The sequence below is a fragment of the Verrucomicrobiia bacterium genome (genome assembly GCA_035489575.1).
In the GTDB taxonomy this organism is placed as follows: domain Bacteria; phylum Patescibacteriota; class Saccharimonadia; order Saccharimonadales; family JAGQNK01; genus DATHJY01.
Window position 1 is genome coordinate 1 of sequence record DATHJY010000001.1, and the last position, 12,429, is coordinate 12,429.

General features: G+C 51.5%; 14 protein-coding genes. 9 read left to right on the forward strand and 5 right to left on the reverse strand.

The features are described 5' to 3' along the window. Positions 1-7: 7 nt before the first annotated feature. Both VK694_00005 and VK694_00010 read right to left on the reverse strand, forming a co-directional pair. On the reverse strand, positions 8-820 hold the full coding sequence (locus tag VK694_00005; protein ID HTE57103.1) for an IS982 family transposase: 813 nt from the start codon (positions 818-820) through the stop codon (positions 8-10). A gap of 341 nt (positions 821-1,161) precedes the next feature. Beyond that, positions 1,162-1,608, reverse strand: a complete 447-nt coding sequence (locus tag VK694_00010; protein HTE57104.1) for a hypothetical protein — start codon at positions 1,606-1,608, stop codon at positions 1,162-1,164. Positions 1,609-1,937: 329 nt separating this feature from the next. On the opposite strand from VK694_00010, the gene VK694_00015 reads away from it, so the two are divergent. The 4 genes from VK694_00015 to VK694_00030 all read left to right on the forward strand — a co-directional run bounded on the left by VK694_00015 (position 1,938) and on the right by VK694_00030 (position 5,524). Continuing rightward, positions 1,938-3,422 carry a hypothetical protein gene (locus VK694_00015; GenBank protein ID HTE57105.1) on the forward strand — a complete coding sequence of 495 codons (1,485 nt, stop codon included), beginning with the start codon at positions 1,938-1,940 and terminating at the stop codon, positions 3,420-3,422. A gap of 102 nt (positions 3,423-3,524) precedes the next feature. Further along, positions 3,525-3,923, forward strand: a complete 399-nt coding sequence (locus tag VK694_00020; protein HTE57106.1) for a hypothetical protein — start codon at positions 3,525-3,527, stop codon at positions 3,921-3,923. Further along, positions 3,924-4,580, forward strand: coding sequence for a hypothetical protein (locus tag VK694_00025; GenBank protein ID HTE57107.1), 657 nt, complete (start codon positions 3,924-3,926; stop codon positions 4,578-4,580). Between the two features lie 29 nt (positions 4,581-4,609). Further along, entirely contained in the window at positions 4,610-5,524 is a 915-nt protein-coding gene (locus tag VK694_00030) for a DMT family transporter (protein HTE57108.1), read from the forward strand. A gap of 89 nt (positions 5,525-5,613) precedes the next feature. Here the strand turns inward: VK694_00030 and VK694_00035 are convergent, their stop codons facing one another. Next, positions 5,614-6,198, reverse strand: coding sequence for a hypothetical protein (locus VK694_00035; GenBank protein ID HTE57109.1), 585 nt, complete (start codon positions 6,196-6,198; stop codon positions 5,614-5,616). Between the two features lie 344 nt (positions 6,199-6,542). On the opposite strand from VK694_00035, the gene pyk reads away from it, so the two are divergent. Continuing rightward, positions 6,543-7,973, forward strand: a complete 1,431-nt coding sequence (gene pyk, locus VK694_00040) for a pyruvate kinase (protein HTE57110.1) — start codon at positions 6,543-6,545, stop codon at positions 7,971-7,973. Between the two features lie 14 nt (positions 7,974-7,987). Here the strand turns inward: pyk and VK694_00045 are convergent, their stop codons facing one another. Both VK694_00045 and VK694_00050 read right to left on the reverse strand, forming a co-directional pair. Next, the gene (locus VK694_00045) at positions 7,988-8,257 is read right to left on the reverse strand and encodes a type II toxin-antitoxin system RelE/ParE family toxin (protein ID HTE57111.1); all 270 of its coding nucleotides are present in this window, start codon (positions 8,255-8,257) and stop codon (positions 7,988-7,990) included. Next, complete coding sequence (locus VK694_00050) at positions 8,258-8,533, reverse strand: type II toxin-antitoxin system RelB/DinJ family antitoxin (protein HTE57112.1); 276 nt, start codon at positions 8,531-8,533, stop codon at positions 8,258-8,260. A 121-nt stretch (positions 8,534-8,654) separates the two neighbouring features. On the opposite strand from VK694_00050, the gene VK694_00055 reads away from it, so the two are divergent. The 4 genes from VK694_00055 (at position 8,655) to VK694_00070 (ending at position 12,417) form a co-directional block, all read left to right on the forward strand. Continuing rightward, entirely contained in the window at positions 8,655-9,944 is a 1,290-nt protein-coding gene (locus VK694_00055; GenBank protein ID HTE57113.1) for a phosphoglycerate kinase, read from the forward strand. A gap of 128 nt (positions 9,945-10,072) precedes the next feature. After that, positions 10,073-10,891 (forward strand): triose-phosphate isomerase, encoded by an 819-nt coding sequence (tpiA, locus tag VK694_00060; GenBank protein HTE57114.1) that lies wholly within the window; start codon positions 10,073-10,075, stop codon positions 10,889-10,891. Beyond that, positions 10,881-11,657, forward strand: a complete 777-nt coding sequence (locus tag VK694_00065) for a hypothetical protein (GenBank protein ID HTE57115.1) — start codon at positions 10,881-10,883, stop codon at positions 11,655-11,657. Before tpiA ends, VK694_00065 begins: the two co-directional genes overlap by 11 nt. A gap of 10 nt (positions 11,658-11,667) precedes the next feature. Further along, on the forward strand, positions 11,668-12,417 hold the full coding sequence (locus VK694_00070) for a hypothetical protein (GenBank protein ID HTE57116.1): 750 nt from the start codon (positions 11,668-11,670) through the stop codon (positions 12,415-12,417). Positions 12,418-12,429 lie beyond the last annotated feature (12 nt).

Below are 12,429 nucleotides of genomic sequence, written 5' to 3' on the forward strand. Positions count from 1 at the left end.
ACCCCAATCACGAATTAACCACCTGGTAGCCAAGCAGGGTTCGTAAGTAGTGCACAAAGTAGCCCTTAACACTTCTTGGGAACGAAGAGACCAAGAAGTGTTGCTCTTTGAGTTTTCCAAAGGTGGCTTCAATCTTTGGCCGCACATGGAGGAGTAGCATTTGCCAGTCGGCTGCAAGCTTCTTGCGTTGGGTATGGTGTGGCGGTGCAATAACAATAGTTCTGTAGCGTTTCCAGAGTCGTTTTCGCATCACACTGCCACCGTAGTGGCTATCACCAACCAGTATGTTGGTGTGCTCATTCACGAGCCGTTCCATAAACTGGTTGTCGTGTTCGTTGGCTGGCGTAAATACCAACGCTGCTAGTCTGTTGCTGTGGTCAATGGCAGCATGCAACTTGAAGCCATAGTGCCAACCCTGCCAGTTCCGGCCAAAGGCGGCGACGCCTTTGGCCACCCTGTGCCGGTTGGCACGAATCGGCTTGCAGACCGGTAGCATGGTGCTATCGGCAAAGCGAAGCGGTGCATTGCTCGCGAGTAGCGAGCCCAGGAACCAAACAAGTCGAGGCAACAATCGGTGGCAGTGAGCCACGAAATTCTGGTACTTCGGGAGTCTTGGAAAGTAATCACGGTATTCGCGCTCAACCCACGAGTACACAGCAGATAGGTTTTTGTGTGGTTCGGTGAGTCCGTCCCAGATGAGGATGGCTAGCAGTTCACTGTCAGAGAGAACCGAGTTAGCTCCTGGCTTTATTTGTTTGGGCAGACTATCGTCTACCCAAACAAAAACATCTACGATATGCTGTTTTTGTAGAGCACGCATGCTTTTCTCCTTGTTTGTTTTAGTCGATTAACAGGAGAAAGTGTAGCGTGCTTTATTTGTTGGGGCTAATTCGTGATTGGGGTACGAAAAAGGCCGTGTGATGTATGAATGATGAAAGAAAGAGTGGGAAATGAGCGAGGCTCATACGTCACAGATTCTTTGATATTCCTATCACACGGGCCTGGGGAGGCAGAAATTGCTAAACAAACGAATGGAAAGAGCAGAGCTCTGAGGGTGGGCCGGTCGGCTCACGGGTAGATCACCGGAAGGTGTTCCATGGGTCCCGTGAGCCGCCGGCCACACCACTCAGTTCACCGTTGCCGGCGTTCGACCCGGATGGGTCAGACGGTGGGCATGGCGAGCGTGTTCGCGTCCGAGGAGGCGACGCCGGCGAGCGACATGGTGTCGCTGACGGGGTCGACGTCGGTCTCGCGAGCCCGCTCGGCGCTGGCCTTCAGGCCGATCAGCATGCGCTGGTGCGGCTCCGACAGCCGGCCGTTGGGGGCCGGGAACGTGACGGACGGGATGGTCCCGGCCGAGTCCACGAAGGTGACGGTCTCGCCGAAGGGGTCGACGGTGACGACGATGTCCTGGCCGACGAGCTGGAAGCCGCCGAAGTCGGTGGTCGGACCGCCGTCGAGCAGCTCGATGCCGAGGAGGCGGGACAGCTGCTCGCGGGCGTTGAACACGATGCGCAGGGCGTTGGTCTGGACTCGCTTGAGGTCGGTGACCTTCGCGGTGAGCTCGTCGACGGTGGCATTGTTGTTGGTGCCGAAGGGGAGAGCCACGGGAGTGGTCCTTTCGTAGGGGTTCTCTGTGGGTCTGCATCGACATTCGGAATCTCCGAAGCGATGTCACTACACCCCAACCCGTGAGGTGCACAAACATCGCTTCAGATAGTTCTAAGCAATTTCTACCGAAAATGATCAATTACCCAAAACTCAGCAGGATAATTGACAGGTATTATATAACTTATTCACGTAAAAGTCAATATTTTTGTCAACAAAGTAATCATTTGAGTGGTACTCTGGGGGAAGTGTATGACGTAAAACCCGTACTTTTTGGCGTGTAAACGCCTATGTTTGTTTTACGCAATTTATCTGTTATAATATTCCTAATGAATGTCCATCCCGACAACCATGAGTCGCCCGCAGATCTACATTGGCAACCCGAGGGGTTAACTAATGCAGCGTCGCTAGACGCCGCAGTCGATTATTCCTTGCGCACTGTCATGGAAGGCGGCTCGCCAACAGCCGCAGCCGCGACAATGATGGAAATTGCCAACACGGCCAAAGAGCAGTTGATAGTACTACCCGGCTACGAGGACGCTGCTAGCTCCGTCCATACCATTGCTACCATGGCGGTACGCACGCTGCGCTCGCATATCAACAAAACAGACCTGGACTCCGCTGGGTATGCCCCATCCCTTCACTTACTTGCGGATGCAGAGACTCTGGCCAGGAAGCAAGCCGAGGAAAAAACCCGCTGGCTACAGTTGCATAGGGTGTTCGTAAGCCAAGAAGATGGTACTGAGGCGGCAGTGGAGTTCTTGGGTACCCCTTCAGAATCAGCACTGGTGCCCTTCACGAGTGATGGCAAAATTATACTGGTACAGAGACAGTCGCCGGCTTCGGGTGAGGATATCATAACAGTCCTCACCAGGGCTGCTATCGACGACCTTGACCCCGAACTTGTAGCTCTCCAAGCTCTCCATAAGCTCGACATCCCCGGCAGTCAAGAGGCGCTGCCTGTCCCTACGGGCACCACCAAGCACTGGAAGTACCTTGATTCAGAGACAAATCACTTTGCCGTAGACCTACCAATGACTACAGATGAGCTGCTTTCTAGGGCAAGCACCGAGGATTCTAAGACCAAGGCAATTGTCGCCCTGTCCGAACAAGAGTTCTTTGAGGCGGTCAATGCCGGCACTATAGATAATTTTGGCACTATAAATGCGGTTCAACTAGCTCTGGCCAAGAGACATGGCTTATTCGAGTCCCAAGACGAGGGGTTCGAAGGCGACCCAAGGATCCTTGAGATACTAAATGAGGATCTGGGCATAGTGCGTACAGAAATAGTCGAAACCGAGACAATATCTTGGTTCCCTCAGACTAAGATCCAAGGCGAGACAATCGTACAGTCCCACTCCGGCCAGGCGCAAGCGCTCGGTGTCATACATCAAGATGGTGTACCACAGTCATTTGTCATGCTTATCGAGCCATTCTTGGCTCAGGGCAAACGTTCGTTAGCCTTAGCATCAGGCTCTATTAAAGACGACGACGGCGCATACACGGCCGTGAGCGAGATGAAGGAAGAGACGGGCTACGACTCAACCAGCTCAAGACAACTTGTACCTCCTACCTTTTTAATGCCGCTATACATGCAAGGCCAAAGCGAAGTCTGGGAAGTTAGTATCACTGTCGCAGGCGAAAAGGTCGGTGGTGACGAGAAGGACTTTGAGCAAGGCGAAGGCGTTGTAATACCCATAGATCGAGTAGGCTGGTACATCAAGAATGGTTATATAACTGATGCTTCGACCATTGCAGCCATATTTGCCTACATGCGTGCAGCGGACCTTCGTCACATTGAATACACTAACTGATTCCTGTTGAAGCTGATAAGTAATTAGACGTAAATAAGTTTGAGGTGCTTATCGACGCTGCCTAACTATCCTCTGCAAGCGCACGCATGGTACGATGGCTGCATGAAGGCAACTTTGGGCCATGTGGGTATTAACCTCTCCAGTGAAGAAAAGTCTTTTCCGTTCTGGAAAGACCTAGTGATCTATTTGGGCCTTACTATCACTCCTGACGGCAATCACTTTGACGCTAGTGATGGCCATACATTCCTCTGTTTTTCGGTGACCAAACCAGGGTACCAGACCCCGGTCTTTCACCGAAAGCACACGGGGCTTAATCACGTAGCTTTTAAAGTGTCGTCCGCGGCTGCGGTGGATGAGTTTGCCAGAGAGTTTTTGCAACCACGCAACATAGCGACGCTGTATGGTGGTGCCAAAGAATATCCGTATACCAAGGGGTATTATGCAGTCTATTTTGAAGACCCCGACAGAATAAAAGTGGAGGTGGCTTACGAGGGTATATAAATGAGCGAGAAGGGTGCGGATCTGGCTACGCATCCCGAAACAGAGGTAAATTGGTGGCCTGCAGTGGGCAGACGGCTGGACGGTTTAGAGGAGGCGCGGCAACGTATGCAAGCCGCTGCAAGGGCCAAGGGTATAGCGCATAAGATAAAGCCAGAGCGGGAGCGGCCGGCCTTCAAGGCGTTGGTGGGTGCTCGGCAACTACAACAGGCACCACATCTGAGTCACCTTACGGGAGAGGAAATACGCACTTCTGACTTTGTTAGGCGGGCACTTCAGCGGGTGCAGCCGTTGGGCCTAGAAGTTGATGGCACGGAGCGGTTCTGCAGGATCTATACCCCAGAGCAAAAACTGGGCCCGAAGGGTACTGCCTACTTTAGCTATATTATGGCAAGTCTTCCTGACATTCAGCGGTATGATGGAACTTATCAGTTTGCCCTGGAGCGCAGCCAGTTGCGAGAAGAGCTGGGTCTGCCCTCAGAGGGGACGGCAACCGAACCGCTTGATTTCGAACTAGTGCTGGTAAAAGCCAAGGGTGAGCGTGCTTTCGAACTAGATGAAGAGGTCCTGCAGGCGAATATGGGTATGCTTATGACGTTGAGTGAAGTAACTATAGAGATGCTTCCGTATGGTGTACGGGAGTCACCACAAGGACAATAGCCGGTAGTGCGCTACTATAAGTGTCAGAAATGAAGGCATCTCCTGCTCGTAAACAAACCTCAGCGCCCCTAGGGGCTAGTCTGGTGTTGTTGTCCTCGGTGTTTTATGCCAGTTACGGTATCTGGGCTACCCTGATGGGCGATTTTTTTGGTAGCTTTACGGCTGCAGCGCTGCGCTGCATCTTGGTTCTGGGATGTTTGTTCGTGTTGGCGGCAATGCGCAAAGAATTGCAGAAGATTCACTGGCAGCGTGATTTTAGGTGGTTGATACTTATGCTAGCGTCATCTGTTTTGGTGTCTGGGCCGCTATACTATGCCATTTTGAAGGCAGGAGTGGGTATCAGCCTGGCGGTGTGCTATGTGGGCATTGTGATTGGTATGTTTGTCTTTGGATGGCTGTTTGCCAAGGAACGCTTTACAAAAGACAAGTTTGTGGCCACTCTTTTGGGGATTTTGGGGCTGGTTTTGGTGTTTTCGCCCAGCGTACAGCTGATAGGCTGGCTGGCCTTGACGGCAGCGCTGGTGAGCGGCTTGGCCACGGCAGCCAATATGGTGGCCACCAAAGAAGTGCCATACAACGGCTCGCAATCTGCCATTTTAGTATGGGGATCAGGAGTGATAGCCAATATCCCCATGGTTTTTATCCTGGGCGAACCCCGGCCAGTACTGGGCCTTCATGCCGAATGGGGTTATCTGGTACTGTTTGTGTTTGCATCGTTGATCGCTTCGTGGACGTTCATACGTGGGCTTAAGCTGATCGAGGCGGGAGCAGCTGGCATCCTTGGCCTGCTAGAGGTTGTGTTTGGGGTGTTGTTTGGGGCGGTGTTCTTCCACGAGCGGCCCGGGGGTGTGGTCTTGGCCGGTATCCTGAGTATTATTGTCGCGGCGGCCATACCCTATGTGCAACACTACAATGCCCAAAAAGGCACCCTAGGGGAGTCGTAGGATAAAAAATTACCCTCCTTATGATCATGCCACCAACGGTGGTGACACGAGCCTCTTGAGCTCATAAGGAGGGTTGTTCATCTTGACGACTAGGAGGTCTGGGGGTGCGCAGGCATGGCCGGGTGCCGGATGCGTTCGCGTAGCGGACGCAAGTGGTGGGTGAAGCCGACGGCCACCCAGAACAGGTGCAGCAGGATGCTGAGTTGCCACCAGGCGAGACCACGGCCAGCCACTGCCAGGGCGGCAATGCACAGCGCGAGGTTCATGACCAGGTAGGCCACCATCTCGATGTCCAGAGCGGCTGGGTACACCACGTCATGGACCAGGAAACCCCTGATAGCCATGAGGACGCCGCCAGCTGCCTGGATGCCCAGAACGGTCGGGACCAGACTGTTGTTCGGCGGCAGGTCGACCAGGTTGTAGGTCAGCGTGGCGCAGCCGATCATGGCGAGGCCGAGCAGACCAATCTGGTGATTCTTGCCGAACGGCAGGCCAGCTATGGACGAGGTCGACTTTCCGTCGTAGGGCTGCCACCGCCAGAACACCTTCTGGATGAAGGCGCGCTCCAGCAAGGTGCTGCCGACGACCAGCGCCACACCCAGCAAAGCTGCGGTACGTGCGCCGTGCTGCGGCCAGTCGGTGAACGCCAGGGTCACGAGGGCTGCGGCGGTCATAGCTGTGCCAACAACTCCTCTGCGGATAGCATGAGATCTCGGGGACACATCACTCCTCTTGGTCGGGAAAAGGTACTTCAGATGAATATTTATATAATAACATATTTAGTATTATTTTTCAATACCTCTCTGCCCACAATTACCTCTAGTGTTGCTTGAATTTATCTGGTGTAACGAGTACAATGCAAAACGCAAGTAAATTAGCAGACCACATATTTGTCAAGGTAAAAATCTCACCGTCTGTGGGATTTTTACTTTGAAAAGTAGACATCTGCTTTCAAATAGTAAAAATTTCCCTTGTCAGGGGTAAGTATAAGCGAGTAAACTGAGACAGAAGGTAAAAAATGAAACTAACAGAGATGGTACCGAACGTACCGGTTACCAAATTCAAACGGACAAAGATCCTAGTCACTATTGGCCCCTCCTGCAATAGCTACGAGGTTATTTATGACATGATCAAGGCGGGCGCCAATATTTTGCGCCTGAATTTCAGCCATGGCGAAAACGAAGAGCGCCTGCAGCAGATCAAATGGATACGCAAGGCTTCTCAGGAATATGGCAAGCCAGTTGCTATTCTTCAGGATTTGCAGGGGCCAAAGATTCGTCTGGGCGATTTCGACGGAATTATAAACGTGCAGACCGGTCAGAGTGTAGCCTTTAAATACAAGACAGACTACGAACAGACAGGGCTTATCCCTACCCAATACGATCTGAGCAAGAAGGTCAAGCGTGGCGAGCGGCTGTATTTGTATGACGGCAAAGTGCGCACAACAGTGACCAGCGTCAAGGACGGGATTGTCCACGCCCATGTTGAAAACGACGGTATATTGATCAAGCGCAAGGGGATAAACCTGCCAGACACAGACTTTGGCGGCGATATCATTACCGAGAAAGACAAAAAAGACGTTGTTTTTGGCTCTACTCAAGACTTTGACTATGTGGCTCTGAGTTTTGTACAGACGGCCGATGATATTCGGCAGCTCAAGAAAATGTTGCGTAATCTGGGCAGCAAAGCCAAGGTTATGACCAAGTTCGAAACCGGTGTGGCCGTGCAGCACATGGAAGAGATCGTGCAGGAATCTGACGCTATCTGTATTGCGCGCGGTGACCTGGCGGTAGAGGTACCACTAGAGTCAGTGCCGGTGATTCAGCGCCAATTGATCGAGCTGGGCAAGCGCTATGCAACCCCAACTATCATTGCCACCCAGATGATGTTGAGCATGGTAGACCAGCCAGAGCCCACCCGCGCAGAGGTATCAGATGTTGCTACCGGCGTCATATTGGGTGCCGACAGCCTGTGGCTGAGCGACGAGACAACCATTGGTAAATATCCGGTAGAGGCCGTCAAGGTCATGAAGCGGATCATCCTATATACTCAGGAAAATATCGAAGCCGGCAAGCCTCTGCCGTTCGAATCTGGTAGTAATCAGGAGGCTATTAGCGAGGCGGTGCTCAACCTGGCTAACATGGTAAACGCGACTGCAATCGTGGCCGAGACCAAGTCTGGTGCTACGGCTCTAGAGATCGCCTCTCGGCGACCAGCCCGTCCTATCATTGCTGTTACCTCTGACCCACGCGTAGCCCAGCAGATGGCCCTGATATATGGCACCAAAAGCTACGTCCGTCCCGACAGCAAGTATGCGGCCAGCAGGTTAACCGACTGGCTCGAAGAAAAGAAAGTACTGAAAAAGGGTGACGTGATTGTTACCGCTTCTGGTAAATATCCTGGCGTTGTTGGCACAACCGACACTATCAAAGTCCGCGTACTCGAATAAATACAAGTGTTGAGTTAACCGTAGAGCTGGCTGTGTGATCCAATCAGGGCAAAGATTACAATCGTGTCGTCTTTTACGTAATACAATGCCCGCAAGTCGCCTTGAATATCTATGCTTCGATACCCTATGTACTTGCCCTTGAGTGCATGGTCGCGCAATACCCTCGCCTGAGGATCTTTCTTGAAGAGTTCCAGACGTTCATAAAAGCGTTCCTGCTGACGTGGTTTGAGAAGTTTAAACTGTCCGCGGAAGGTTTTTGTAAAGTTAATCTGATGGTAGAGCATTTATAACCTTTTAAGATAATCTATGGCTTCTTCTGCTGTATCAAAAGGGCCTACTGTGTCACCGGCTTCAATTTCTTTCTGCGCCTGCTCTATGAGCTTCTCCATTTTAGGCGTCATGATCTCGACGGCGCTAAAGTGAATCTGGCCGGTCTCGGCGAGTTCCATCAAATAAGCATTCACTAAAGTGCTCAGGGGAATACCGAATGAGCCAGCTACTGCTTGAGCTCGCTTTTTTACCTGTTCATCAACCTTGACGTTAAGTATTGCTGTTTTCATATAAACAAAGTATATACGTTGTAAACAAAATGTCAAGCGTGAGATCATAGCACCATAAGTTATTTTGGGTTAGAATACCTAAAAAGCTATAGGTTTTAAGACTAGCTCTGAAAGGGTGGGAATGGGTTTCTGGAAAAAGACCGTTAAAGAATATGACTTACGTGGTAAGTCTGTTTTGGTGCGTGTGGACTATAACGTACCCATAAAAAACGGAAAAATTACAGACGACTATCGCATAGAAAAATCCCTGCCCACACTACAGTTTTTGCTAGAGCAAGATTGCAAGCTGATCCTGATATCGCACCTGGGTCGTCCCAAAGATGCGCATGACACAGACTGTTCGCTCAAGCCTTGTGCCGAACGTCTGGAAAAGCTACTGCATAAAAACGTTCAGTTTGTGTCTGACTGCGTGGGCGAAGCAGCCGAAAAAGCTGCCAAGGCGCTGCAGCCGGGCCAGGTTCTGCTGCTAGAGAATTTACGTTTTCACCCCGAAGAAGAAAAGAACGACGACGAATTTGCCAAAAAGCTGGCCAGCCTGGCCGAGGTGTTTGTGCAGGACGGCTTTGGGGTGGTGCACCGGGCGCATGCTTCTACCGAAGCAGTGGCACATCATCTGCCCAGTTTGGCCGGCCTGCTGCTAGAAAAAGAAGTAGATACCATTACTAATGCTATTGATAACCCCCAGCGCCCCTTGATGACCATCATCGGCGGCGCTAAAATATCCGACAAAATAGATATTCTGAACCGATTTATAGATATTGCCGACTTCGTAGCCGTTGGCGGTGCCATGGCCAACACTTTCCTGCTGGCCGAGGGCATCAAGATAGGCGAGAGCTTGGCCGAAAAAGACGAAGTGCCACTGGCCAAAGATATTATTGAAAAAGCCAAACAAAAGGCCAAGAATCAGCGTTTTGTGTTCTATATACCGCAAGATGGCGTTGTGTCTAAAGAATTGGATGGCAGCACCCAGACACGCATAGTAGACTGGGATGCTCACGTGATTGCCCAGGTGGAAAATTACCCTAAACGACCCGGCCGCGAGACGGGCGAGGTAGCCGCCGACGAATCTATCCTGGATATTGGTCCGTTTTCTGGGGCCTTTATTGCTGGGGGCATTCAGATGGCCGGCACGGTTATCTGGAACGGCGCCATGGGTGTCACCGAAACCAAGGGTAAACAGGGGCCGGTGGGGCCATTTGCTCATGGCACCGAAACAGTTGTAGAGGCCTTGCTGGGTGAATTTGGCACCAAGCCCTTCACGGTACTGGGCGGTGGTGACACCGTTGGGTTTATAGAAGATCGCAAGCTGACAGACTCTTTCAATCATGTATCTACCGGAGGGGGTGCTAGCCTGGAACTGATGAGTGGCAAATCTTTGCCCGGTGTAGAAGTCCTCTGGAACAAAGATTAGTCATGAGACAAACCTTGCGGTTTTTCTCATCGCGCGGCGCGGCGAAGTAAATTCGCCCGCTCCGGCTGCTCTTTTCCCTTGCATAATAATGGTACAATAGGCAGCAAAGCATAAGTAGAAAAGAAATAATGGCTACCACAAGTAAACGCACATTAATCGTCGGCAATTGGAAGATGCATCAGAACGCCAGCCAGGCGAGCTTGTTGCTGCACCGACTGCACGAGCGTATCAAGATCTACCGTGACGTAGAGGTAGTATTGGCACCCAGTATGCTGGTACTGCAACCTTTGAGTGTGCAGATAGACCGTCGTAAATTTCGTTTGGCTGCCCAAAACGCCTACCACAAAGACGAGGGGGCTTTTACCGGCGAGGTCAGCTTTACGATGCTACGCGACCTTGCTCATTATGCGATTGTCGGGCACTCTGACCGGCGGTATAAGTTTGGCGAAGACCTAGATATGATCCGCGACAAAGTAGCCGCTGCCGTGCGTAATGACATCATGCCCATCTTGTGCGTGGGCGAGACAGCACGCGAAAAGGCCGAGGGCGATGGCTTGCAAGTGCTACACGATCAAGTGATTTCGGGACTCAGCAACGTCACCTCCCGTGAGGTTGGCGATATTGTTATCGCCTACGAACCCGTGTGGGCACTGAGCACCGGGTCTGATTACATGCATCATGAAATACCCAAGCCCGATGGTATTGCCAAAGCTGTAGTAGCTATCCGCAAAAATGTGGCCGAGCTGTATGGCAAAAAGGCGGCTGAAAGAATTCGAGTGTTGTACGGTGGCAGCGCTAATGCCTCGACCGCTGGTGGCCTTTTGTCCATCGAGGGAGTAGACGGGCTGTTGGTTGGTGGTGCCAGCCTGAATTATCACCAGTTTTCTGGCATTGTAGACGCGGCGTATCGTCGCCGACACGGGACTGGAGAAATTAGTGCCAGCTGAAAAAGGGAAAGCAGCCAAACCTAAAAAAACGGTTGCCAAAGTTATGGACGTTTCTAAGCCAGGCAAGTCAACGCCAGCGGCTACATCCAAGCCGGTTATTGTAGGCCACAAAATGATGAAAGACCCAATGGTCAGCAAGTCTAGCGCCGAAACCGAGGAAAAGCCAGAGGCTCCGGGTGCGCCACTTCCCCACAGCGGCAAAGTTATAAAGCCGATTACCATCACCGAGGACGGTGAGCTCCAGCAGTCACCCAAAACTAAAGACCCAGAGCTTACGGTAGGCGACGCCATGGCAGCTGTAGTAAAACAGCCAGAAGATACAGAGCCCGTTGCCGAACCAGAGACTCCGGCCGCAGAAGAGCCAACCGAACCCGAAACACCTCCACCTGCTGAAGAGGTCGAACCCGAAACTCCCCCTGTTCCAGAAAAAGAAACCCCGGCTGCAGAACCTGACACCGCGGCAGAAGAGCCGCTGGGCAGTGACGATACAGCAGTTGTAGACGCCGTTGCAGACCAGGCGATTGGCAAAAAGAAGCAGACGTCCGAAGAATCTGAAGAAGAAAAACAAAAGCGCGAAAACATAGAAAAGCTGATTGCTGAAAAGAAATACTTTGTACCCACGGGGCAGGTCACCAAAAAGCGCCACACACAGTGGGCCGTGATATTCCTGCTTTTGCTGGTGACGGTAATTGCGGTGTTGGCGGCCATAGATGCCGAAGTGTTAGATATAGGCGTGAAGTTGCCGTTTGATCTTGTAAAGCTATAGGATGGTAGTCATGAAACTAAAACAATCACAAGCAGGCTTTTCAGTGCCTCATCTGTTGCTGGGGTTAGTGGCCGTGGCCATCGTTGGTTTTGCTGGCTGGCGAGTGTACGAGGCACGCAAAGAAGCCAACCAATCTTATGACAACGCCGCGAATGCAAACGAAGTAACCAAGCAAGATGCCAAAAAGAAGGAAGAACCCAAGAAAGAAGCATACAAAGTTCCAGACGGCTTTACGGTGTATGAGAACAAAGAGTATGGCTTCTTCATGGCATATCCTCAGAAGTGGGGGCAGTTATCTCCGACCGCAGACGTGTCGTTGGTATTTGTAAGCACACCTGCAGCGTATGATGAGAAGCTTGCAAGCGGGGCAAGGGTTGGTAGTAATTTGTATGTGCGTATAGAGAAAAAAGCAGGTTTCAAGGTGGGTGCTTACAAATACGGACCCTTCATAAGCCCGGAAAAGAGCGGGAACGACATTGTCTGGCGAGTCGTAGAAAAGGATTCTGGCGTAGAAAAGTACAAAGTAGGCGACGTCTATCCGCTAAAATCTGCCCAAAACAAAAGGGGTACAAAAGTATATGACCTCTCATTCTTTGACGAAGGCTACCATACCGGTTGGCTACTTGAGACCTCGAAGGCTTTTGTACACCTATACACGCCTTCCGTAGGAATGGAGGACATGAGCGTGCCTACTGCTGCTGACAAAAAAGAGTTTACAGAGCTCACCGAAAAAGTCTTTAATTCGTTTATGGTTCAGTAATCACAACAGTTT

Coding starts and splice junctions, on each gene's coding strand:
- VK694_00005 (HTE57103.1), bottom strand. CDS start 820: ATGCGTGCTCTACAAAAACAGCATATCGTAGATGTTTTTGTTTGGGTA.
- VK694_00015 (HTE57105.1), top strand. CDS start 1,938: ATGAATGTCCATCCCGACAACCATGAGTCGCCCGCAGATCTACATTGG.
- VK694_00020 (HTE57106.1), top strand. CDS start 3,525: ATGAAGGCAACTTTGGGCCATGTGGGTATTAACCTCTCCAGTGAAGAA.
- VK694_00025 (HTE57107.1), top strand. CDS start 3,924: ATGAGCGAGAAGGGTGCGGATCTGGCTACGCATCCCGAAACAGAGGTA.
- VK694_00030 (HTE57108.1), top strand. CDS start 4,610: ATGAAGGCATCTCCTGCTCGTAAACAAACCTCAGCGCCCCTAGGGGCT.
- VK694_00035 (HTE57109.1), bottom strand. CDS start 6,198: ATGACCGCCGCAGCCCTCGTGACCCTGGCGTTCACCGACTGGCCGCAG.
- pyk (HTE57110.1), top strand. CDS start 6,543: ATGAAACTAACAGAGATGGTACCGAACGTACCGGTTACCAAATTCAAA.
- VK694_00045 (HTE57111.1), bottom strand. CDS start 8,257: ATGCTCTACCATCAGATTAACTTTACAAAAACCTTCCGCGGACAGTTT.
- VK694_00050 (HTE57112.1), bottom strand. CDS start 8,533: ATGAAAACAGCAATACTTAACGTCAAGGTTGATGAACAGGTAAAAAAG.
- VK694_00055 (HTE57113.1), top strand. CDS start 8,655: ATGGGTTTCTGGAAAAAGACCGTTAAAGAATATGACTTACGTGGTAAG.
- tpiA (HTE57114.1), top strand. CDS start 10,073: ATGGCTACCACAAGTAAACGCACATTAATCGTCGGCAATTGGAAGATG.
- VK694_00070 (HTE57116.1), top strand. CDS start 11,668: ATGAAACTAAAACAATCACAAGCAGGCTTTTCAGTGCCTCATCTGTTG.